We start from the raw sequence: 21455 nt of genomic DNA, 5'->3' as shown, positions 1-21455 counted from the left end.
CCTGACCGCAGATATCATCGTTTGATCGGGCCTCGCAAGCCGGCCTAGAAAGCCGTGTCGAACCACATGGAGCACGGCAGTGGCAGTTTCAAAATCTCTTATCTTCGCCTTCTTATTCGGCATTTCGGCGCTTCTCGGCAATGTGGATGCGGCCCTGGCTGGTGATCCGATCCGCTGCACCGTTATTATCGATGAAAAGACCGGCGAGACCATTTTCCGCCAGGGCAATTGCGATCAGGGATTCTATCCGCAATCGACGTTCAAACTGCCCTTGGCCATGATGGGTTACGATGCTGGTATTCTGGTCGATGAGCACAATCCCCTTTGGCGCTACGGGCCGGAACTGCAGCGGCAGCGCAAGATCGAGCGAAAGGACACCGATCCGGCAATCTGGCTACGGGATTCCGTCGTCTGGTTCTCGCAGGAGCTGACGACGAAGCTCGGAGACCGCGCCTTTGCCCGCTATGTCGCGGGCTTCGGCTACGGCAACGAGAATGTGTCCGGCGGGCTGACGCAGGCGTGGCTGATGTCGTCGCTGAAGATTTCGGCGGAAGAGCAGGCACGCTTCCTGCTGCGTTTCCGGCGCGGCGAGCTGCCGATCTCGGAGGAGGCGCGCCAGAAAACGGAAGCGATCGTTCCCCGCTTTCAAGCCGCCGATGGCTGGACGATCCAGGGCAAGACCGGTTCCGGCTGGCTACGCAGCAGCAAGGGCGAGACCAATTTGGAGCGGCCGCTCGGCTGGTTCGTCGGCTGGGCGGTGAGGGGCGACCGGCGTCTGGTCTTCGCAAGGCTCTCTATCGGCAACCATCGCTATCGTGGCAATCCGATCAGCTTCGAAACGCGCGATGCGCTGATCGCCGATCTGCCGAAGCTGGTCGAAGGCCGTTAAGCGAAAAGGGCGCCCGGAGAGGCGCCCTTTCTTGTCGTCTTATTCGGCGGCAACCGCCCGGGTCTCCGGTTCGCCATCCTCGTTGGCGGGCGCCTCATGTGCCGGCTTGCGGCTGAAGCGCTGCTTGAGCCAGGTTTCGAAGCGGCCCATCTGGACGAAGATGACCGGGGTGATGAACAGCGTCAGCGCCTGCGAGACGATCAGACCACCGACGACGGCGATGCCGAGCGGCTGGCGCAGCTCCGAGCTGGCGCCCGAGCCGAGCGCGATCGGCAGGGCACCGAGCATGGCGCAGAAGGTCGTCATCATGATCGGCCGGAAACGCCGCACGCAAGCCTCGTGGATCGCTTCCGCCGGTGACATCTTGGTCGATCGGAGATTTTCCAGCGCCACGTCGATCATCATGATCGCGTTCTTCTTGACGATACCGATCAGCATCAGCAGGCCGATGAGCGCGATGATCGACAGGTCGAGCCCCATGACTTTCAGGGCCAGAAGCGCGCCGAGTGCCGCTGCCGGGAGGCCCGACAGAATGGTCAGCGGATGGATGAAGCTCTCGTAGAGAACGCCAAGCACCACATAGATCGTCAGGATCGCCGCCAGGATCAGATAAGGCGTGTTGCCCTGCGACTGTTCGAAGATCTGCGCGGTGCCGCCGTAGCTGGTGAACACGTCGGCAGGCATGTTCATATCATGCTTGATCTGGTCGATCGCCGCCGTCGCATCGCTGAGGGATTCGCCGGCCGGCAGATTGAAGGAGACTGTCGTCGAAACGAGCTGGCCGGTCTGGTTGATGGTAACGGGGCCGGTGGTCCGCTGGACATGCGCGAAATTCGATAGCGGAACCAGCGTGCCGTTGGCCGATGCGACGTTGATCTCCGACAGCTTCTGATCATCCCAGGGCTTGCCGGTATCGTATTCGACGATGACGTCGTAGCTATCGCCGGTCGACTGTATCTCGGCCGCCGTGTAGCTGCTGAAGGCTTCCTGCAGCGTGGTGCGCAGCAGATCGTTATCGATGCCGAAGGCTGCGGCCTTCTCGCTGTCGATGACGATGTTGGCCTGCAGCGCATTGTTCTGTGCGTCGGTTGTCACGTCGGTGAACCGCGAATCCTGGCGGAGCGCGGTCACCATCTTGCCGGCCCAGAGATTGGTCGTGTCGGCGTTGAGTGCCTGTACGATCAGCTGATACTGGCTGGCCGTCTGTCTGCCACCGAAGCGCAGGCTCTGGTTCGGGGTTACGAAGGCCTGCAGGCCGGGGATCTTGTTGAGCGACGAGCGCAGTTCGCGCAGGGTCTGCTCAAGCGGCACGCGCTGGTCCTTGTCCTTAAGCTCGACATAGATCGTGCCGTTGTTCAGAGGCTTCTGCGCATTGCCGCCGACCGTGGACATCACGTGATTGACGGCGCTGTTTGCCTTGACAGCCGCGGCTGCCTGCTTCTGCAGGGCTTCCATGGCCGAGTAGGAGATGTCCTGGCGGGCCTGCGTGGAGATCTGCAGGCGGCCGATATCTTCCTGCGGGAAGAAGCTCGAGGGCAGTGTCATGAACAGGTAGATGGTCAGCGCCACCGAGGCGAAGAACACGCCGATGACGGTCATGGTATGCCGAAGGCACCAGGCGACTGCGCGGTCGTAACCGTGAAGGGTCCGTTCGAAGCCCGCATCGAAGAGCCGTACCAGAAGCGGCGGGCGGCTGTGGCCTTCGGAAAGCCTCGAGCCGAGCATCGGCGTTACCGTCAGCGAGACGATCGCCGAGGCGACGATGGCGATGGCAACGACCATGCCGAACTCGTTGAAGACGCGTCCGACGACGCCACCCATCAACAGGATAGGAATGAAGACGGCGATCAGCGAAACCGACATCGAGATGATCGTGTAGCTGACTTCGCCGGAACCCTTGATCGCCGCTTCGCGGACGGGCATTCCCTCCTCGACATGGCGCAGGATGTTTTCAAGCATGACGATCGCGTCATCGACCACGAGACCCACCGCGAGCGTCAGCCCGAGCAGCGAAATGTTGTCGATACTGTAGCCCAGCACATACATCATGCCGAAGGTCGAGATCAGCGACAGTGGAACGGCAAGGCCCGGAATGATCGTCGCCGTCAAATGACCGGTGAACAGATAGATGACGAGCACGACGAGGCCGATCGTCAGCAACAGCGTAAACTTGACGTCGGTGATGGCTGCGCGGATCGGCTTTGCTGCGTCGTTCATCACCACGGTCTTCACCGATGGCGGAATTTCCGCATGCAACTGCGGCAACTTTGCATTGATCGCATCAACGACATCGACGGTATTGGCGTCCGGCTGGCGCTGGATGGCCAGGATGATGCCGCGGTTGCCGTCATACCAGCTGCCGGTATTCTGGTTCTCGACGCTGTCCTCGACATTTGCCACGTCGCTGAGGTGAATCGCTGCGCCATTCGGCGAGGCGATGACCAGCGTGCGGAATTGGTCGGCGTTGACGCGCTGCGTATTCGCATTGATCGTCATCGTCTGGGAGCTGTTCTGCAGCGTGCCGACCGGGCTCTGATTGTTGGCTGCGGCAATGGCCTTATTCACCGTGTCGATGCCGATTCCACGGGCCTGAAGCTTGCTGGGATCGACCTCGACGCGAACGGCATAGGTCTGTGCGCCGAATACCGATACCTGGGCAACGCCCGGCAGCGTCGAGAGCGACGGCGAAATGATGTCTTCGGCAATCTCGTCGAGCTTGCTACGCGGCATCGTATCGCTCTGCACCGCCATCAGCATGACGGGCGCGTCGGCCGGGTTGGTCTTGCGATAGCTCGGCGGCGTCGTCAGGTTGTCAGGCAGCTGCCGGGTGGCGTGGGAGATCGCCGCCTGGACGTCGGCTGCAGCCGCATCGATGTCACGGTTCAGATCGAACTGCAGCACGATGCTGGTATTGCCGAGCGAGCTCGATGCGCTGATTTCGCTGATGCCGGGAATGGTCTCGAACTGCTTGATCAGCGGTGTCGCAACCGATGTCGCCATCGTTTGCGGCGAGGCGCCGGTCAGCTGGGCAGAAACGTTGATCGTCGGGAAGTCGACTTGTGGCAGGGCGGCGACCGGGATCAGCTGGTATCCCGCAAGGCCGGCCAGGATAGCGCCGATCGCCAGAAGCGTCGTGGCGACGGGACGCTGGATGCAGAAGTTCGGAATCATTCCTCAGTCCCCGCGGTGGCGTTGCCTGTTTGCTGCGGCAAGCTGTCGGCGGCCGAGGCCACATTGAGTGCCTTGTCGTCGAACTGTTCGTTGACGGCCTGCTTGTCGTTCAGGTTGCCCTGGCCTTCGACGACCACGTGGTCGCCTGCCGAAAGCCCCGACGATATGGCCGAAAAGCCGCCATTGGAGCGGGCGACCGTTACCGGTGTCAGCTGAACCTTGCCGTCCTTGGCGACGAAGGCGAAGAAACCGGTCGGTCCCGGGTTGACCGCCACCGTCGGCACGACGATCTGCTGGTCCTTGTTGTCGAAATGCACGACGACGTTGATCGACTGGCCGGGCCAGAGCGCCCCCGAGGCGTTTTCAAAACGCGCCTTGACGGCGATCGTGCCGGAGGCTTTGTCTACGATATTGTCGTAGAAGCTGACCGCGCCCTTGCGGACTTCACCTTTGGTGGAATCCGGAGCAGTGCTGACATCGACCGGACCGGCAGCCAGCGCCGTCTTCAGCTCCTTGAGATAGCGTTCCTGGAGATTGAACTGAACATAGATCGGGTCGTATTTGGCGATGGTGACGATGGCCGAGCCTGCATTGACGAAGGCGCCGTTGCTGATCGTCACGTCCCCCAGGCGTCCGTCGAACGGCGCCCGGATCTCGGTGTGGTCGAGCGTGATCTGGTCGGCGGCGAGGGTGGCTTTGTCAGCCTCGACGGTTGCGGCGGCGCTATCGCGGGTCGCCTTGGCCTGATCGGAGCTTTGCTGGGTGCCTGCCTTCTGGTCGGCGAGGTCCTGTGCGCGGGTCAAGGCGATCTCTGCGCCGCTGAGTGTTGCCTGATCGCGGACAATCATCGCCCGATCCTTGTCGACCGCGGCCTTGGCCGACCGGTCGTCGAGCTTGGCGATCAGATCGCCGGCCTTGACCGTTGCGCCGTCCTGGACGCTGACGCCGACGATCTGGCCCTGCTCCTGCGCGGCGATCGTCGTGTTGTCGTCGGCGACCGCCCAGCCGGAAGCGGCAACGTCGATCGGCAGGGCCGCCTGCGCTGCGGCAACAGTCTTGATCACAGCCGGACCGCCTGCACCGCCGCGGCGATGTCCGCCATTGCCGCCGGCTTGACTGCCGGATGCTGCCGCATCGCCGGCCGCTGCCTGCTGATCGCCGCCTTTGGCGCTGCCATCTCCCTTGCCCGAGCCATGGGCGGCAGGTTGCTTGATCAGTTTCGAAAGATAGGGAACCTGCTGGGCATAGGGGATGCGATTGCCGAACTGCCAGATACCGGCGGCGGCGATTGCGACGATGCTGACTGTGATCCAGAATTTCTTCATGAGCGAGACCGGTTTTGAACAGAATGGGGCGAAATTTATGCTCTAAATGAGCCGCCTATTTTGCGGCGCAAAAAAGACACTATTCGCCGCTTACGATCACTAAGCGTTTATAACAGCTTAAATTTTCGTAATGAACATTCGGTAATATTAGTCCGGCTCTAATATATACTGGATCGCTACATCGGTCGACTATACCGACCGTGCCGCTCCACCATCGCAACGGATCAGCGACCCTGTGATGTAACTTGCTGGTTCGCTGCACAAAAATGCTGCGGTGGCCGCGAACTCATCGACCTTTCCATAGCGCCCGACGGGAATGCGCGCTTCCTTTTCCGAGCGGATTTCGTCCATCGCGCGGCCGGTGCGTCTTGCTGCCGCACCATCCAGTTCGTCGAGGCGGCCGGTCAGGATGCTGCCGGGAAGCAGCAGATTGGTGGTGACGCCGTGGCTTGCGATTTCGGAGGCGAGCGTCTTGCTCCAGCCGGCAAGGGCAGGGCGCAGCGTATTCGACAGTGCCAGGTTGGCAATCGGTTCGATCACGCCAGAGGAGGCAACCGTCAGGATGCGGCCCCAGCCCTGCTGCTTCATGCCGGGAAGGAGCGCGTTGGTCAGCGTGATGACCCGCAGAACCATCGAGAAGAAATAGGTTTCCAGCTTTTCGGCCGTCATGTCCTCGGTGGTGCCGGGTGTCGGTCCGCCGGTGTTGTTGACCAGGATATCGAGGCCGCCAAACTTGTCGTTGACGGCTGACGTCACCGTCTGCACGAAATTCTCGTCGCCGAGGTCGGCCCAGATCCAGTCGGCCTTGCCCTTGCCCTCGGCATTGATCGCCTTGCAATTGGCGTCGAGCTGCTCGCCGCTGCGTCCGCAGAGCAGGACATTCGCGCCTTCGCGCGCCAAGGCCACCGCGATGCCGTGGCCCAATCCGCGTGACGATGCCAGAACGAGTGCGCGTTTGCCCTTGATGCCGAGATCCATGATATCCTCCAATGGTGTGCCTTTGTATAAGGCGCGGGCAGGCGGAAAGAAAAGCGGATCAACGAGAAAATCACGCCGTATAATTGACGTGAACGTAAACGTTAAATAGGTTTATGCGCATGAAGGAAATCATTGTGCGAATTGGGAGATTGGCTGTCGCTTACCGGCTCGACAATGCTTTCCGGTTTTGACAAGAGATTAGCCCAGATTGGGGAATGAGCCGCGGCGGCGGCCGAGCGGAGACCGAACGAAGATGACCGAGACGACAGAGCTTCCGGAACGCGAAAGCATGGAATTCGACGTGGTGATTGTCGGTGGCGGACCGGCGGGCCTGTCTGCGGCGATCCGGCTGAAGCAGGTCAATCCGGAACTGTCGGTCGTGGTGCTGGAGAAGGGGGCTGAAGTCGGTGCCCATATCCTGTCCGGCGCCGTCGTCGACCCCATCGGTATTGACCGGCTGCTGCCGGACTGGCGCAGCGAGAGCGACCATCCCTTCAAGACGGAGGTCAATGCCGATCACTTCCTGGTGCTTGGCCCGGCCGGCTCGATCCGCCTGCCGAACGTGCTGATGCCGCCGCTGATGAACAATCATGGCAATTATATCGTCTCGCTCGGTAACGTCTGTCGCTGGCTGGCGGGCCACGCGGAGGCGCTCGGCGTCGAGATCTATCCGGGCTTTGCCGCAACCGAAGTGCTCTATAATGACGAGGGCGCCGTCATCGGTGTCGCCACCGGTGACATGGGCGTCGAGCGCAACGGCGAGCCCGGCCCGAACTTTACCCGCGGCATGGAACTGCTCGGCAAATATGTGCTGATCGGCGAGGGCGTGCGCGGCTCGCTCGCCAAGCAGCTGATCGCCAGGTTCGACCTGTCGAAGGACCGCGAACCGCAGAAATTCGGCATCGGCATCAAGGAGCTTTGGCAGGTCAAGCCGGAGAACCACAGGCAGGGTCTGGTGCAGCACTCCTTCGGCTGGCCGCTCGGCATGGCTGCCGGTGGCGGCTCGTTCCTCTACCATCTTGAAGACAATATGGTCGCCGTCGGCTTCGTCGTGCACCTGAACTACAAGAACCCCTATCTCTATCCCTTCGAGGAATTCCAGCGCTTCAAGACGCATCCAGCGATCCGCACCACCTTCGAGGGCGGTAAGCGGCTCTCCTACGGCGCCCGCGCCATCACCGAGGGCGGTTACCAGTCGGTGCCGAAGCTGACCTTCCCTGGTGGGGCGCTGATCGGCTGCTCGGCCGGTTTCGTCAACGTGCCCCGCATCAAGGGCAGCCACAATGCGGTGCTGTCTGGCATGCTGGCGGCCGAGAAGATCGCCGCGGCGATCGAGGCGGGACGCGCCAATGACGAGATCATCGAGATCGAGAATGAATGGCGCAAGACCGATATCGGCAAGGACCTGAAGAAGGTCCGCAACGTCAAGCCGCTCTGGTCGAAGTTCGGAACGCTTGTCGGCATCGGCCTTGGGGGTCTCGACATGTGGACCAACACGCTGTTCGGCTTCTCCTTCTTCGGCACGCTCAAGCACGGCAAGACCGACGCGCAGTCGCTGGAGCCGGCAGCACAGCACAAGAAGATCGACTATCCGAAGCCGGACGGGATTCTCACCTTCGACCGCCTCTCCTCGGTGTTCCTGTCGAACACCAATCACGAGGAGGATCAGCCGGTTCATCTGAAGGTCAAGGACATGGCGCTGCAGAAGTCGTCGGAGCACGACATCTATGCCGGTCCCTCGACCCGCTACTGTCCGGCCGGCGTCTACGAATGGGTGGAGAAGGACGGCCAGGAGACCTATGTCATCAACGCCCAGAACTGCGTCCACTGCAAGACCTGCGACATCAAGGATCCCAACCAGAACATCAACTGGGTTCCCCCGCAGGGCGGTGAGGGGCCGGTCTATCCGAATATGTGAGGCTGCACCTCAGGGTGGCGCATGGGACTTGATCACATGCCCGTGAAAACTGCCGGTATCGCCACTTTTCGGCCTTACTTGTTGCGCCGCGCGGCATCTGTTTAACTGCGTATTAACCATGTTTTCCTTAACTTCAGGGCATCAACCTGATGTTAAGGACCGTCTGAATGCAGATCTCCCGCCGTGGCTTCGTAATGGGCCTCTCCGCTCTTCTGGCGGGATGCGCTTCCAGCGGTCCTGATCATCGCGCCAATTACGCAGCGCTTCCGGCAGAGAAATTTCCGCTTCCCGCAATGCCGCTCGAAAAGCTCGATCCCGACCTGCGCCGTCAGCAGGTCGCTTATGTCTCGGATCAGGCTGCGGGCACGGTCGTCGTCGATACGCCGGCCCGCCGTCTCTATTATATTCTGGGTGATGGGCAGGCGATGCGCTATGGCGTCGGTGTGGGCCGGGAAGGGCTGGCGCTGGCGGGCAACGCCTATGTCGGGCGCAAGGCCGAATGGCCGACCTGGACACCGACCGAAAACATGCAGCGCCGCGAGGCGCGCTATCGCAAGCTCGCCGGCGGCATGCCGGGCGGCCCCAACAATCCGCTCGGGGCGCGGGCCATGTATCTCTACCGCGGTGGCAACGACACCCATTTCCGCATTCACGGCACCAACCAGCCGCAATCGATCGGTCTCGCCATGTCGAGCGGCTGCATCCGCATGCTGAACCACGATGTCATCGATCTCTATGATCGCGTGCTGCCCGGCGCCAAGGTCATCGTCATCCAGGCCTGAACGGGAAAGCCCGGCAATGCCGGGCTTTCATTGTTCGATTCGGTCAATGCCGTCTGGCGGCAATCCCGGTCGAGAGCGCCACGCCGATGCCCGTCATGACGGCGGCGGCAATTTCGGCAATGCCGACCGGCTCTCCGAGAAACACGCTTCCGCCTATCGTCGCCAGCACGGGCGTCAGCGCCGTGAAAGCCGCAGCCTGCGTGCCACCGAGCGTCTTGACCGCCGTGCCATAGGCAAGCATCGCGACGAGGCCTGAAAGCACGCCCTGGCTCAGCACCTGCAGGCCGATATCGGCGGTGCTCGCCTTTGACAGCGAGGTGCCGAAGATCAGCGCAAGCACGCCGATGATGAGGAACGACCAGATGGCGATCAGGGCGCTTGCCTGCAGAGCGGTCAGGCCGCTGCGGCGGAAGGCATGCGTATAGCTCGCCCATAACACTGCGCCGGCCGGGAGCAGGACGAAGCTCGTCCACGGCAGCGAGGCATCCGACAGGCTGCGCAACAGCAGGATCAGCACACCGCCGACGATGGCGGCAAGGCCGAGCTTGCGGGTCAGGTCGGGCCGTTCGCCGAAGATGACGATGCCGATTAGGGCTGTCGCCAGCGGCATCGAGCCGCCGAGCAGGATGCCGGATGAGGCGGCGGGCGTCGAATGGATCGCTAGCGTCGTCAGCAGAAAAAACGCGGCACCGGCGCCGGCAACCATCAGCGCCAGCAGATGCAGCGGCACGCCCTTCGGCAACAGCCCGGTCCTCAGCCACACCGGCGCCAGCGCCAGCGCCGGAATGCCGTAGCGGATCAGCCCGATATCGAGCGAGCCAAGCGGCGTTGCGGCGCTATGGCGGGTCGCCAGGAACCACGACGCCCAGATGAGCACCGTGACGGTTCCGCCGATATAGCCGGGAATGAGGGAAGGAGACTTTTCATTGGTGATGGTGAAGCTGGTCATCGCGCTATCCTCCGCACGTCCGGATCATTTCCGGTTGAGAAAAGGATAGGCCGGAAGGCCGGGGCATGTCCTTGCTATCTATGGCTTCCAGATCATGGTATCAGCAATGATATGCCAACATGGTCGCTGGAAATGAGCGGATATGCCAAATCTTGATAAATTCGATATCGCTATTCTGAAGTGCCTTCAGGAGGATGCGCGGGCCACCAACGTGGAGATTGCCGAGAAGGTCAACCTCTCGCCGTCTCCCTGCCTTCGCCGCATCCGCAACCTCGAAAAAGCAGGGGTCATCCGCGGTTACCGTGCCGATATCGACCGCAAGGAAGTCGGCCTCGGCCTCACCGTCTTCGTCGAGTTCAAGGTGGCGCACCACACCCGCGAGAATTCCGAGGCGCAGCAGGCGGCGCTCCTTGCCATTCCCGAAATCGTCTCCTGCTTCCTGATATCGGGCACGGCAGATTTCCTGGCCGAGGTCGTGGTCGAAGATCTGGCCGCCTACGAGCGTCTGCTAACCGAGACGCTGCTGACATTGCCGAATGTCAGCGACATCCGCTCGAACTTCGCGATCCGCAGCATGAAGACCCATGGAGCCCTGAAATTGCCGGACGCAAAATAAGGTGATTATTTTTGTAAACTTTACTTGAAGTGTCGGCGTCAATTCTGTAGCGGAAATTTGAGAGCGGGGATCAACGCCCCGCTGCTGTTTTCAGCTGGGAGTTTGACATGAGCCTGTTTCAGAATTCGATTTCACGCCGCCAGTTCGGCCTTCTCCTTGGCGCTGCAGCCGCAGCCACTGTCGCCGCTCCGGCGCTGGCCGATGACGCCGCACGCACCATCACGCATCTCCTGGGTTCGACCGAAATCACCGGCAAGCCGCAGCGCATCGTGGCGCTCGAATTCTCCTTCGTCCAGTCGCTGGATGCGCTGGGCGTCGTGCCTGTCGGCATTACCGACGACAACCAGCCGAAGCGCATCGAGCAGCTGCTCGGCAAGAAGGTCGAGTACAGCTCCGTCGGTACGCGTCTTGAGCCGAACCTTGAGCTCGTCAGCGCGCTCGCGCCAGACCTGATCATCGCCGACCAGCTCCGTCATTCGGCAATCTACGCGCAGCTGAGCGCCATTGCGCCGACGATCGTGCTGAACAGCTGGGAGGGCAGTTACCAGACGATCAAGGAAGGCGTGGTGACCATCGCCGATGCGCTCGGCGAAAAGGACAAGGGTGAAAAGGCGGTTGCCGATCATGATGCGGTGATCGCAGCCCTCGTTGCCAAGATCCCGGCTGGCGAGAAGCGCCGCTTCCTGCTCGCCGTCGCCAATGCCGATTCCATGAGCCTCCATACGTCCGCATCCTTCACAGGCTCGGTATTCAAGGCCATGGGCCTGACGCCGGCAATCGACTCGACGGATGCGGTCGAGAGCGGCGCCAGCCTTGAGCGTCTGATCGCCGTCAATCCCGACGTCTTCCTGGTTGCGACTGATGCCGGCGGCACGGTCTTCGATCAGTGGAAGAGCAACAGTGCCTTCACCAACATCTCGGCTGTCAAAAGCGGCAACATCTTCGAGGTCGACCGCAACCAGTTCTCGCGCTTCCGCGGCCTGAAGACCGCCGAGATGATCGCTGGCGAAATCCTCGCCAAAGTCTACAAGGCCGGGTAACCGCTGGTGGAAGGCAAGGCAGTAGCGATGGCGGGGCAGGGGCGGTTGCAGCCGGTCGCCCTCGGCTGCCTGCTGCTGATGGCGCTCGCCGCGATCATCGTCGCTGCCGTCTCCTTTGGCGTTTCGGAGCTGCCGGTTCGGCATGCGCTGTCGCTGCTCGTGTCGCCCGATGGCTCCCCCGATAGCGCGCTCGTCTGGGACGTGCGCCTGCCGCGGGCGCTGCTGGCGGTCATGATCGGCGCCAATCTGGCGGTGGCAGGTGTGCTGATCCAGACGCTGACGCGCAACCCGCTCGCCTCGCCGCAAACCTTCGGCATCAATGCCGGGGCTTCGCTCGTCATCGTTCTCTGCCTGATCGCCCTGCCGGAATTGCGTGGCGCCGGAACGGTATGGCCGGCATTCGTGGGTGCTGCAGCAGTCGGCCTCGCCATGTGGGCGCTCTCCGTCTCCGGTGCCATGAACGACATGAAGCTGGCGCTGGCAGGTATCTCCATCCAGCTGGTGCTCTCGGCGCTCGTCCAGGCGATCCTGATCGCCAACAACGCGGCGCAGGATATTGTCTATTGGCTGGCCGGATCGATCAACGGGGCGCAATGGGACAAGGTTCTCATCATCTTGCCGTTCACGCTTATCGGCGGCGGAACCGCACTTCTGGCCGGCCGCCATTTCGGCGTGCTGGCGCTGGACGAGACCACCGGCCTGTCGCTCGGGCAGAATGCGCGCCGCGTCGGCGGACTCGCGGCCTTTCTCATCGTCGTGCTGGCCGGTTCCGCTGTCGCCGTCAGCGGGCCGATCGGTTTCATCGGCCTGCTCGTGCCGCATATCATCAGGCGGCTGGTTGGCGGGGATCAGCTGACACTGATTGCGCTGAGCGCCATCGCCGGGCCGTTGCTGCTGAATGCGGCCGATCTCCTCGGCCGCGTTGCCGCCTATCCCCAGGAAATGCCCGTCGGCATCGTCACGGCGCTGATCGGCGCGCCTGCCTTCCTGCTTATCCTCTGGCGCCAGAGGGTCAGATGAGCACACTCGCTGGAAAAGAGACGCGGGCGCTGACGGTCTGCATTGTGATCGCCGTCCTCATTGCTGTCCTCGCCATTCTCGGCATGACTGTGGGCGCCGTGACCCTGAGTATCGGCCAGGTGCTCGATGGCATCGGTGGCGGCAAGAATGCCTTCATCGTTATGCAATACCGCGCCCCGCGCGTCGCCGTCTCCATCCTCGCCGGGGCGTCCTTCGGTCTGGCCGGTGTTTTCCTGCAGGGCGCGCTACGCAATCCGCTGGCCTCTCCCGATGTCGTCGGCATCACCAAATGCGCCGGTCTCGGCGCTTTCCTGGCAGGAATGATGGCGCCGCCCGCCTGGGCAATCTGGGCGATCCCCGCGGGCGTCGTTTCGGGCGCGATCCTCGGTGCGGCACTGCTGCTGCTGATCGGCCGCACTTTCGGCGGCGGTATCGCGGCGCTGGCGCTGGTGGGCGTGGCGCTCGGCATGCTGGCGCAGGCGCTGATCCAGTATGTGATGGTGATCTTTCCGACCCGTGCCGATCAGTCGATGGTCTGGCTTGCCGGCAGCGTCTACGGCAGTTCGATGACCGACGTGCTGGTGCTCGGCCTCTGGCTGCTCGCCTGCCTGCCGCTCGTCCTCTTCGCTGCTGCACGTCTCGATGCCGGCGGCTTCGGCGATGAGACGCTTGTCAGCCTCGGCATGCCGCCGGCCCGGCTGCGGGGCGGCCTGATCGCCGTTTCCGTGCTGCTCTGCGCCGGTGCCGTCGCCAGTGTCGGCAGCATGGGATTTCTCGGTCTACTGGCGCCGCATGCCGCCCGGCTGCTTGTCGGTCCGCGCGCCCGGCATCTGGTGCCATTGAGCGCACTGATGGGCGCGCTGGCTCTATCTGCTGCCGATCTGGCCGGCCGTCTCGTGGCGCTGCCGAACGAGATCCCGGCCGGCATCGTCGCGGCGGTGATCGGCGGACCCTATCTGATTTTCCTACTCATCAAGGAGACCGGCCGTCATGAGTAGTGCTGCCCAATCGCGTCTTGCCGGAGAGAAGCTTACGCTTGGCTATGCCGCGCTGCGAGTGCTGGAGAATGTCGATGTCACCATACCGGATGGAAAGATCACCGCGCTGATCGGCGCCAACGGCAGCGGCAAATCCACGCTCCTGAAAGCGCTCGGCCGGATTATCGCGCCGGAGGCGGGCATCGTCTATCTCGATGGCAGGGAGATTGCGGCGATGCCGGGCAGGGCGATTGCCCAGGCGCTGGCGCTCCTGCCGCAGAGCCCGGTTTCGCCCGACGGTCTGACGGTGCGCCAGCTCTGCCGTTTCGGCCGCCACCCGCACAAAGGCCTGCTGTCGCGCCCCAGCGCGCATGACGAGGAGATCGTCGATCACGCGCTTGCCGCCACCGGTCTAGTCGATCTCGCCTCGCGCCCGCTTGACCGTCTCTCCGGCGGCCAGCGTCAGCGCGCCTGGATCGCCATGGCGCTGGCGCAGGAAACACCGATCCTGCTGCTCGATGAGCCGACCACCTATCTCGACATCGCCCATCAGCTGGAAGTGCTGGAACTGCTCAGGGATCTGAACCGCAATCGCGGCCGCACCGTCGTCATGGTCGTCCATGACCTGAACCACGCGGCGCAATATGCCGATCATATCATCGCCGTTGCCGATGGCGGCATCCACGCGGCCGGAAGCCCCGGCGCCTTGCTGACGCCGGAGCTGATAAAGACCGTGTTTGGAGTGGATGCGGCGGTCGTGCCGCATCCGGTTGACGGCACGCCGCTGTGCCTGCCGATCGCCTCTAGAGAAGCGCCCCGGTGAGGATCAGCAGGGCGACCGAGAAGTAGATCACCAGGCCTGTCACATCGACCAGCGTTGCCACGAACGGGGCCGATGCCGTGGCCGGATCGAGCTTCATGCGCTGCAGGATGAACGGCAGCATCGAGCCCGAGATCGAGCCGAAGGTGACGATGCCGATCAGCGCCGAGAAGACCGTGAACCCGACGAGGATCCAGTGTGGACCATAGTCGTAGAGCCCGGCTGTCTGCCAAAAGAACACGCGGGTCATGCCGACGAGGCCGAGGATGGCGCCAAGCACGATGCCGGTCGGCAGTTCGCGCAGCAGCACCCGCCACCAGTCGGAAAGCTTCAACTCGCCAACGGCCAGCGCCCGGATGATCAGCGATGTCGCCTGCGAGCCCGAGTTGCCGCCCGAGCTCATGATCAGCGGAATGAACAGCGTCAGCACCACGGCCTTCTCAAGCTCGCCTTCGAAATGCTGCATGGCGCTTGCCGTCAGCATTTCGCCGAGGAAGAGGGCACAGAGCCAGCCAGCGCGCTTGCGGATCATGCCGCCGAAGCTGATCTTCATATAGGGCTTGCCGAGGGCCTCCATACCGCCGAAACGCTGGGCTCCATCGGTGGTGTCGGCGATCATCGTATCGATCACGTCATCGACGGTGACGATACCGAGGATCAGGCCGTGATCGTCGACGACGGGCAGCGCCAGCAGGTCGTGCTTGCGGATCAGCCGGGCGACGTCTTCCTGCTTCATCAGCGGATCGGCGGCAACCGGCGTGCCTTTTTGGGCGACCGTCAGGATCGACGCATCAGGCTCGCCGGTGATGAGGCGGCGGAGCGTCACGACATGCATCAGCGCGCCGGAATTCTCGTCCAGCACATAGATTGCATAGACAGTCTCGCGCGACCGCTCGACATGGCGCACATGCGCAAGCGTCTGATCCACGGTCCAGTTGCTGGGGACGCTGACGAACTCGGTCGTCATGATGCTGCCCGCCGTGCGGGGCGGATAACCCATCAAATGCTGGATGGCGACACGAACAGGCTCTTCGAGGCTGTTGAAGAGCCGGGTGCGGGTATCGATGTCGAGCTCAAGCAGGACGTCGGCGACACGGTCGTTCGACATGCCGTGCAGCAGGCGTGCGGCATCGGCGCGATCCATGACGCCAAGGATCGCGGCGGCGTGGCGCAGTTCCGGCCGGTCGAGGATGTTGACGGCATATTCCTGCGGCATCTTCGACAAGATGCGGGCTGCCTCGGCAGGGGCGAGTGAATTCAACGACTCGACGCGCTCGGCGATGGTCGCAACTTTGTTGTTGGTCATGAAAGCGCGCGCGGCATTGCCGGCCCGCAGGGGGAAGCGATTGATGTTCATTAGCTCGCCTTTCCGTCGATCCGCCGTAGCGTCCGATCGGGCGAGCCCGGAGCTACCAGGTCAGCGCGAAACGGCCGCGTACGGCAAAGGCAATCGACTGCTACTGTCGCTTGGCATCGTGATGATGGCTCCGTTGATATCCGCGCCCGGCAATTGCTGCTGTACGCGTGCGATGTAGGTGGTCCCGAACGCTAAAAAAGTCAACTGGGATATGCGGTTAATGGCAGAATGCCGCACCATTTAGCGCGGCATTCCTCAAGGCATGATTTACGAGGTATTGAGAGGCGCGGTTCCGGCTCAGAACCCGGCCAGGACCACCTTGCCTTTCGTATTGGCCGTCTCGATCATCGCATGCGTCTTTTTCAGGTTTGACGCATTGATCGTGCCCACCGTCTCGGTCAGCGTCGTGCGGATTTTCCCGGCATCGACGAGTTCGGCAATCTTGTTCAGGAGATGATGCTGCTCGATCATATCGGGCGTGCCGAAGATCGGCCGGGTGAACATCAGTTCCCAGTGTACCGAATTCGCCTTGCGCTTGAAAGGCATGATGTCGAGCACTTTCGGATCGTCGATAAGCGCAAAACGGCCCTGCGGCGCGATTGTCTCGGCGATGTCGGCGAGATGCTGGTCGGTATTCGTCGTCGAGAAGACGAAGCCCGGCGCGCCAAGACCAAGCGCAGCGACCTGCGCGGCGATCGGCTTGGAATGATCGATGACGTGATGGGCGCCGAGTTCCTTGACCCAGGCCTGCGTCTCCAGCCGCGAAGCCGTGGCGATAACCGTCAGATCGGTCAGTGCCCGCAGGATCTGGATGGTGATCGAGCCGACCCCACCGGCGCCGCCGATGACGAGCAGCGAGCGGGCCGCGCCCGGGACCGGATCCTGCACCTTCAACCGGTCAAACAGCGCTTCATAGGCGGTGATCGAGGTCAGCGGCAGGGCGGCGGCGGCGGCAAAGTCCAGTGTCTTCGGCTTGCGGCCGACGATGCGCTCATCGACGAGGTGGAATTCGGCATTGGAGCCGGGGCGGGTGATCGAGCCGGCATAGAAGACCTCGTCGCCCAGCTGGAATAGCGTCACATCGGGGCCGACGGCCTTGACCACGCCGGCCGCATCCCAGCCGATGACCTTGAGTTCGCCCGGGGGCGGAGCGACGTTGGCGCGGATCTTGACGTCGACGGGATTGACGGAGATCGCCTTGATCTCGACCAGCAGATCATGACCCTTCGCTTCGGGCACCGGCAGCTCGACATCGACGAGCGAGGTTTCGGCGGCAATGGGCTGGGGCGTCTTGTAGGCGACGGCGCGCATGGGAAACTCCTGTATTCGTTGCACAGAGGCTAAATGCGTCTTATGTTCAAGATGCGCAAGAATGCACAAATTCTGTACGTAGTACCCAAAAGGATACCGTCAAATGTCGCTGCCCCGTGCCAAGCTGACGAAGAATTTCCCCGGCTGTCCGGTGGAGGCGACGCTGAGCTTTCTCGATGGCAAGTGGAAGGGCGTGATCCTGTTCCATCTCATGGATGGAACGCTGCGCTTCAACGAACTGCGCCGCAAGCTGCCCGCCGTCACCCAGCGCATGCTGACGAAGCAGTTGAGGGAACTCGAAGATTGCGGGCTGATCTCGCGAAAGGTCTATCCGGTGGTGCCGCCGCGGGTCGAATATGCGATGACGCCGCTCGGCGAAACGCTGAAGCCGGTTATCAAGGCCTTGGCTGCCTGGGGCGACGAACATGTTTTTTGCCGCCCCGATGGCATGGAATTGCGCTAAGCCTCAGGCGCTGCGGCTGCGGCGCTCCAGGCGTAGCGACGCGGCGAAGACGAAGATCCCCAGGAACGACAGGAAGGCACCGACATAGCCTGTCGCCGCAAAACCGTAGCCGCAGGCGATGACGAGGCCGCCAAGCCAGGCGCCGAGCGCGTTGGCGATGTTGAATGCCGAATGGTTGGAGGCTGCGGCCAGCGTCTGCGCATCAGCTGCCACGTCCATCAGGCGCGTCTGCAGGGCAGGGCCTGCCGCGAAGCCGCATCCTGTCAGGAACACGCAGGCGGCGAGCATGACCGGATTGGCAGCCGTCAGCGAGAAACAGCTGAGCACCACGATGTTGAAGATCAGCGAGCCGCCGATCGTGCCCATCAGCGATTTGTCGGCGAGCCAGGAACCCAGCACATTGCCGACATTCATGCCGATGCCGAACAGCACCATCATCACGGCGACCATGCTGGCGGGCAGCATCGCAACCTTCATCGTCGTATCGGCGATATAGCTGAACATCGCGAACATGCCGCCGTAGCCGACAGCGGCGATAGCGAGCGTCAGGAGTACCTGTGGCCGCTTGAAGGCGCCGAGTTCGCGCATGAAGCTGGCGCCTTCGGCCACCTGGTCACGCGGCACATGGTACCAGATCAACGCTACCGTCACGACGCCGATGACGCCGACCGTGGTGAAGGCAACGCGCCAGTCCAGCGACTGGCCGAAGAAGGTGGCGAGCGGCGTGCCGAGCAGCGTAGCGATCGTCAGGCCGAGCATGACGCGGCCAACGGCGCGGGCCCGCTTGTGCACCGGCACCATCGAGGCGGCGACGATCGCCGCGACACCGAAATAGGCGCCATGCGGCAGGCCGGTGATGAAGCGCATCAGCGTGAAGCTCTCGAAGGTCGGAGCCATGGCGCTCAGAATATTGCCGATCGCAAAGATGCCCATCAGCAGAAGCAGCAGCGAGCGCCGCGCCATCTTGGCAGCAAGCACCGCAATCACCGGCGCACCGATGACGACGCCGAGTGCGTAGGCGCTGATCACGTAACCCGCCTGCGGCGTGGTAACGGAGAAGGTGCTCGCCACATTCGGCAGCAGGCCCATGATCGCGAATTCGCCGGTGCCGATGCCGAAGCCGCCGCATGCCAGCGCCAGCTGCACCAGCGCGACCGCCATCGGCGACGGCGCTTCTGCAACGGGTGCATCAATAGAATCGTTTACGGCAATCTGGCTCAAGGGAGCTCCTGGGCATGTCTCAAAGGCTTCTCATTCCGGGCGTTCAGCGCGGAAGTCGGCCTGTCTATGGCGGGAAGGGAGGTACGTGCCTCCATTCTGCATTCTATCCCTGATTGGCTCTAGAGCGTCGAGTGCGTTTTTTGCAGTGCAGCGTCCTGCTATGTGCATACGTCCATTGCTATATTAGCATTCATCTCCTGTGTGGCTGTGGTGAGCCCGGCAGCCTTGCCGCTTGAAATCATTGAGCTAGCGACCATCTGTAGCTGTGACATCGGTGGGATGTGTCACGGGGAACGGAACGCTGCATGAAGCTTGTCGGGTTTTTCAATAAGGATGGCGGGACGTTCCGGACGACAGATATGGAAGCCTACGAGAAAAGGGCCGAGGCGACGTTCCGTGAAGCCGGCCACGATTTCGAGGCGATCGTCTTTCCCGGCAAGGAAATCGTTCCCGCCATGGAGCGGGCAGCACGCCGCGATGATATCGATGGCATCGTCGCCGGCGGCGGCGACGGCACGATCTCGGCGGCGGCCTCCATCGCCTGGAAGAACGGCGTCGCTCTAGGTGTCGTCCCCGCCGGCACCATGAACCTTTTCGCCCGATCGCTGAAAGTGCCGCTCGATATCTGGCAGGCGCTGGACGTGCTGGCCTATGGCGAGGTCGACAATGTCGATATCGCCAGCGCCAACGACCGGCCCTTCATCCACCAGTTTTCAGCCGGGCTGCATGCCCGTATGGTGCGCTACCGCAATTCCTACAGTTTCCGCTCCCGGCTTGGAAAGATGCGCGCCAGCACCCGTGCTGCCCTCGGCGTAGTGATGAACCCGCCGGAATTCGAGGTCGAGTTCGAAGCGCTGGGCGTCCGGGAACGGCGCCGTGTCTCGGCGGTGTCGGTCTCCAACAATCCCTTCGGCGAGAACGCGCTGCTTTATGCCGACGATCTGCGCAGCGGCGAACTGGGCTTCTATACCGCCAAGCCGCTGAAGCCGCTTGGCGTCGCCAAGCTCGCCTTCGACATGCTGCGCGGCAAGGTTCGCGACAATGCCGACATCATGGTCATGCACCCGGCCGAAGTGAATCTGCATTTCCCGAAGATGCGGGCGAAGGCCAATTGTGTCATGGACGGCGAACTGCTGCCGCTGGCGCGCGATATCCGGCTGAGGCTGCATCCGGGCGAACTAAAGGTTCTCGTCCGCCAGGGGCTGGCCGCGCAGAAGCACGAGACCGAACGCCGCGAGCCTGCCGCTTAGATGCGCGGCAGGTAGGTCCGGTAATCGAAATCCGATACCGTGCGTAGCGAGATCAACGCTTCCTTGTATTTCGTATCGCCATAGAGCTTCTGATAGCCCTCTCCAAACACGTCCTTGATGAAGGGCGACGCCCGGAAGGCTTCGACCGCGGTCAGGAAGTCGTGCGTCAGGCGCTCGGTATTCTCCGGCACGTGCGACGGCGTGGTTTCTACGCCGGGATCGAGTTCCTCGTCGAGGCCGAGCAGCATGCCGCCGAGAATGGCTGCGAGCAGCAGGTAGGGATTGGCGTCTGCCCCCGCGACCCGGTGTTCGACACGCGCCGCCGGACCGTTCATATCCGGAATGCGGATCGCCGTGCCGCGATGGCCGTATCCCCAGGTGAGATCGACAGGCGCGAATGAGCCAGGCTGGAAACGCCGGTAGGAATTGGCAAAGGGCGCAAAGACCAGCTGCGCCTCGCGCATCGTCTTCAGCATGCCTGCCGTGACGGACTTCAGACGCTTCGGATCGCCGCTCTTGGCATCCAGGATGTTGCGGCCGTCCCTGTCGATGATGCTGGCATGCACGTGCAGGCCTGAGCCGGCATGATCGGAATAGGGCTTGGCCATGCAGGTCGATTTCAACCCATGGCGTCTCGCCGCCTGTTCGGCAATGCGCTTCAGGTAGATGCAGTCGTCGGCCGCTGCCAGCGCATCCGGCCGGTGCAGCAGGTTGATCTCGAATTGCCCGGGGCCAAATTCCGCCGTCGTCGCGTCGGCAGGCAGATTCTGCGCGCTCGCATAGCTACGCACGGTCTTGAGGTAATCGTCGAGCGCATCGGTGGCACTCATGTCGTAGAGCTGGAACCCGTTCGGTTCGCCGCGATAGGTGAGCTTCTTCGGCGGCGAGGGATAGCCGGTCTCCAGCCAGTCCTGTTCGACGACGTAGAATTCCAGCTCTGTCGCCACGACGGGCGTCAGGCCGCGTTCGTCGTAACGCTTCAGGACCGAAGACAGGATTGCGCGCGGATCCATGAAGCTCGGCGTACCGTCGAATTCATGCATCGTCGCCAGAACCTGCATCGAACCCTCCGGCGCCCAGGGCATCGGGGCCAGGCTGCGCTTGTCGGGAATGCAGTTTCCGTCGGGATCGCCGATCGACAGCGACAGGCCGGTAATGTCGTCGTTGTCGTCGCCCCAGATATCAAGCGATTGCGTCGAGGAGGGGAGGCGCACGTCGCCGGTCCAGATTTTCTTCTGCGCCTCGAGCGGAATTCGCTTGCCGCGCAGGTCGCCGTTCATGCCGACAAGCATGATTTCGACCCAGGGCTCGTCAGCCGCAGCTTTGCCGTGCATCTTGTCAGCCGTCATGATCTTGAAAATCCCCTCT

Annotated in this window: 18 protein-coding genes; 10 read left to right on the top strand and 8 right to left on the bottom strand. The window is 62.5% G+C overall.

Going from position 1 to position 21455, the window contains the following annotated elements; genetic code table 11:
* The first annotated feature begins 100 nt into the window (after positions 1-100).
* Positions 101-889, top strand: coding sequence for a class D beta-lactamase (gene blaOXA, locus AC1DIJ_RS26940; RefSeq protein ID WP_477831678.1), 789 nt, complete (start codon positions 101-103; stop codon positions 887-889).
* Between the two features lie 39 nt (positions 890-928).
* Here the strand turns inward: blaOXA and AC1DIJ_RS26935 are convergent, their stop codons facing one another.
* The 3 genes from AC1DIJ_RS26935 to AC1DIJ_RS26925 form a co-directional block, all read right to left on the bottom strand.
* Positions 929-4060, bottom strand: a complete 3132-nt coding sequence (locus tag AC1DIJ_RS26935) for an efflux RND transporter permease subunit (protein ID WP_112390741.1) — start codon at positions 4058-4060, stop codon at positions 929-931.
* The gene (locus tag AC1DIJ_RS26930; protein ID WP_112390742.1) at positions 4057-5385 is read right to left on the bottom strand and encodes an efflux RND transporter periplasmic adaptor subunit; all 1329 of its coding nucleotides are present in this window, start codon (positions 5383-5385) and stop codon (positions 4057-4059) included. The genes AC1DIJ_RS26935 and AC1DIJ_RS26930 overlap by 4 nt, the downstream gene beginning before the upstream one ends.
* 189 nt (positions 5386-5574) lie before the next feature.
* Positions 5575-6363 carry an SDR family oxidoreductase gene (locus tag AC1DIJ_RS26925; RefSeq protein ID WP_112390743.1) on the bottom strand — a complete coding sequence of 263 codons (789 nt, stop codon included), beginning with the start codon at positions 6361-6363 and terminating at the stop codon, positions 5575-5577.
* 253 nt (positions 6364-6616) lie between these two features.
* Between AC1DIJ_RS26925 and AC1DIJ_RS26920 the strand changes: the two genes are divergently transcribed.
* Entirely contained in the window at positions 6617-8281 is a 1665-nt protein-coding gene (locus tag AC1DIJ_RS26920) for an electron transfer flavoprotein-ubiquinone oxidoreductase (protein ID WP_112390744.1), read from the top strand.
* A gap of 167 nt (positions 8282-8448) precedes the next feature.
* Positions 8449-9063 carry a L,D-transpeptidase gene (locus tag AC1DIJ_RS26915; RefSeq protein WP_112390745.1) on the top strand — a complete coding sequence of 205 codons (615 nt, stop codon included), beginning with the start codon at positions 8449-8451 and terminating at the stop codon, positions 9061-9063.
* 43 nt (positions 9064-9106) lie between these two features.
* Here AC1DIJ_RS26915 and AC1DIJ_RS26910 read toward each other — a convergent pair whose 3' ends face one another.
* The gene (locus tag AC1DIJ_RS26910; protein ID WP_112390746.1) at positions 9107-10012 is read right to left on the bottom strand and encodes a DMT family transporter; all 906 of its coding nucleotides are present in this window, start codon (positions 10010-10012) and stop codon (positions 9107-9109) included.
* 142 nt (positions 10013-10154) lie between these two features.
* Between AC1DIJ_RS26910 and AC1DIJ_RS26905 the strand changes: the two genes are divergently transcribed.
* The 5 genes from AC1DIJ_RS26905 to AC1DIJ_RS26885 all read left to right on the top strand — a co-directional run bounded on the left by AC1DIJ_RS26905 (position 10155) and on the right by AC1DIJ_RS26885 (position 14488).
* Positions 10155-10628, top strand: a complete 474-nt coding sequence (locus tag AC1DIJ_RS26905) for an Lrp/AsnC family transcriptional regulator (protein WP_112390747.1) — start codon at positions 10155-10157, stop codon at positions 10626-10628.
* 107 nt (positions 10629-10735) lie between these two features.
* Positions 10736-11668: an ABC transporter substrate-binding protein gene (locus AC1DIJ_RS26900; protein WP_112390748.1), complete on the top strand. Its 933-nt coding sequence runs from the start codon at positions 10736-10738 to the stop codon at positions 11666-11668.
* 6 nt (positions 11669-11674) lie between these two features.
* Positions 11675-12688, top strand: a complete 1014-nt coding sequence (locus AC1DIJ_RS26895) for a FecCD family ABC transporter permease (RefSeq protein ID WP_477831675.1) — start codon at positions 11675-11677, stop codon at positions 12686-12688.
* Entirely contained in the window at positions 12685-13686 is a 1002-nt protein-coding gene (locus AC1DIJ_RS26890; protein WP_112390750.1) for an iron ABC transporter permease, read from the top strand. Before AC1DIJ_RS26895 ends, AC1DIJ_RS26890 begins: the two co-directional genes overlap by 4 nt.
* Positions 13679-14488, top strand: coding sequence for an ABC transporter ATP-binding protein (locus AC1DIJ_RS26885; RefSeq protein WP_112390751.1), 810 nt, complete (start codon positions 13679-13681; stop codon positions 14486-14488). The genes AC1DIJ_RS26890 and AC1DIJ_RS26885 overlap by 8 nt, the downstream gene beginning before the upstream one ends.
* On the opposite strand, the gene mgtE is transcribed toward AC1DIJ_RS26885, so the two are convergent.
* Positions 14469-15842 (bottom strand): magnesium transporter, encoded by a 1374-nt coding sequence (gene mgtE, locus AC1DIJ_RS26880; RefSeq protein ID WP_112390752.1) that lies wholly within the window; start codon positions 15840-15842, stop codon positions 14469-14471. The genes AC1DIJ_RS26885 and mgtE overlap by 20 nt on opposite strands.
* Positions 15843-16139: 297 nt before the next feature.
* Positions 16140-17153 (bottom strand): zinc-binding alcohol dehydrogenase family protein, encoded by a 1014-nt coding sequence (locus AC1DIJ_RS26875; RefSeq protein WP_112390754.1) that lies wholly within the window; start codon positions 17151-17153, stop codon positions 16140-16142.
* Positions 17154-17256: 103 nt separating this feature from the next.
* Here AC1DIJ_RS26875 and AC1DIJ_RS26870 point away from each other — a divergent pair, with 103 nt between their 5' ends.
* Positions 17257-17616, top strand: coding sequence for a winged helix-turn-helix transcriptional regulator (locus AC1DIJ_RS26870; RefSeq protein ID WP_112390755.1), 360 nt, complete (start codon positions 17257-17259; stop codon positions 17614-17616).
* Between the two features lie 3 nt (positions 17617-17619).
* On the opposite strand, the gene AC1DIJ_RS26865 is transcribed toward AC1DIJ_RS26870, so the two are convergent.
* Positions 17620-18837 (bottom strand): MFS transporter, encoded by a 1218-nt coding sequence (locus AC1DIJ_RS26865; protein WP_112390756.1) that lies wholly within the window; start codon positions 18835-18837, stop codon positions 17620-17622.
* Positions 18838-19142: 305 nt separating this feature from the next.
* On the opposite strand from AC1DIJ_RS26865, the gene AC1DIJ_RS26860 reads away from it, so the two are divergent.
* Positions 19143-20087, top strand: coding sequence for a diacylglycerol/lipid kinase family protein (locus AC1DIJ_RS26860; RefSeq protein ID WP_112390757.1), 945 nt, complete (start codon positions 19143-19145; stop codon positions 20085-20087).
* Here the strand turns inward: AC1DIJ_RS26860 and AC1DIJ_RS26855 are convergent.
* Positions 20084-21436 (bottom strand): glutamine synthetase family protein, encoded by a 1353-nt coding sequence (locus tag AC1DIJ_RS26855; protein WP_112390799.1) that lies wholly within the window; start codon positions 21434-21436, stop codon positions 20084-20086. The two genes, AC1DIJ_RS26860 and AC1DIJ_RS26855, sit on opposite strands and share 4 nt — an antisense overlap.
* Between the last annotated feature and the right edge of the window lie 19 nt (positions 21437-21455).

The sequence above is a fragment of the Rhizobium sp. 10N427 genome (genome assembly GCF_056394605.1).
The sequence above is the reverse complement of the archived record's forward strand: the minus strand, read 5'-3'. Positions and strand labels throughout refer to the sequence as shown.

Excerpts from the sequence above, each read along its gene's own strand:
- AC1DIJ_RS26935 (WP_112390741.1), bottom strand. The coding sequence starts at position 4,060 with ATGATTCCGAACTTCTGCATCCAGCGTCCCGTCGCCACGACGCTTCTG.
- AC1DIJ_RS26930 (WP_112390742.1), bottom strand. The coding sequence starts at position 5,385 with ATGAAGAAATTCTGGATCACAGTCAGCATCGTCGCAATCGCCGCCGCC.
- AC1DIJ_RS26925 (WP_112390743.1), bottom strand. The coding sequence starts at position 6,363 with ATGGATCTCGGCATCAAGGGCAAACGCGCACTCGTTCTGGCATCGTCA.
- AC1DIJ_RS26920 (WP_112390744.1), top strand. The coding sequence starts at position 6,617 with ATGACCGAGACGACAGAGCTTCCGGAACGCGAAAGCATGGAATTCGAC.
- AC1DIJ_RS26915 (WP_112390745.1), top strand. The coding sequence starts at position 8,449 with ATGCAGATCTCCCGCCGTGGCTTCGTAATGGGCCTCTCCGCTCTTCTG.
- AC1DIJ_RS26910 (WP_112390746.1), bottom strand. The coding sequence starts at position 10,012 with ATGACCAGCTTCACCATCACCAATGAAAAGTCTCCTTCCCTCATTCCC.
- AC1DIJ_RS26905 (WP_112390747.1), top strand. The coding sequence starts at position 10,155 with ATGCCAAATCTTGATAAATTCGATATCGCTATTCTGAAGTGCCTTCAG.
- AC1DIJ_RS26900 (WP_112390748.1), top strand. The coding sequence starts at position 10,736 with ATGAGCCTGTTTCAGAATTCGATTTCACGCCGCCAGTTCGGCCTTCTC.
- AC1DIJ_RS26890 (WP_112390750.1), top strand. The coding sequence starts at position 12,685 with ATGAGCACACTCGCTGGAAAAGAGACGCGGGCGCTGACGGTCTGCATT.
- AC1DIJ_RS26885 (WP_112390751.1), top strand. The coding sequence starts at position 13,679 with ATGAGTAGTGCTGCCCAATCGCGTCTTGCCGGAGAGAAGCTTACGCTT.
- mgtE (WP_112390752.1), bottom strand. The coding sequence starts at position 15,842 with ATGAACATCAATCGCTTCCCCCTGCGGGCCGGCAATGCCGCGCGCGCT.
- AC1DIJ_RS26875 (WP_112390754.1), bottom strand. The coding sequence starts at position 17,153 with ATGCGCGCCGTCGCCTACAAGACGCCCCAGCCCATTGCCGCCGAAACC.
- AC1DIJ_RS26870 (WP_112390755.1), top strand. The coding sequence starts at position 17,257 with ATGTCGCTGCCCCGTGCCAAGCTGACGAAGAATTTCCCCGGCTGTCCG.
- AC1DIJ_RS26860 (WP_112390757.1), top strand. The coding sequence starts at position 19,143 with ATGAAGCTTGTCGGGTTTTTCAATAAGGATGGCGGGACGTTCCGGACG.
- AC1DIJ_RS26855 (WP_112390799.1), bottom strand. The coding sequence starts at position 21,436 with ATGACGGCTGACAAGATGCACGGCAAAGCTGCGGCTGACGAGCCCTGG.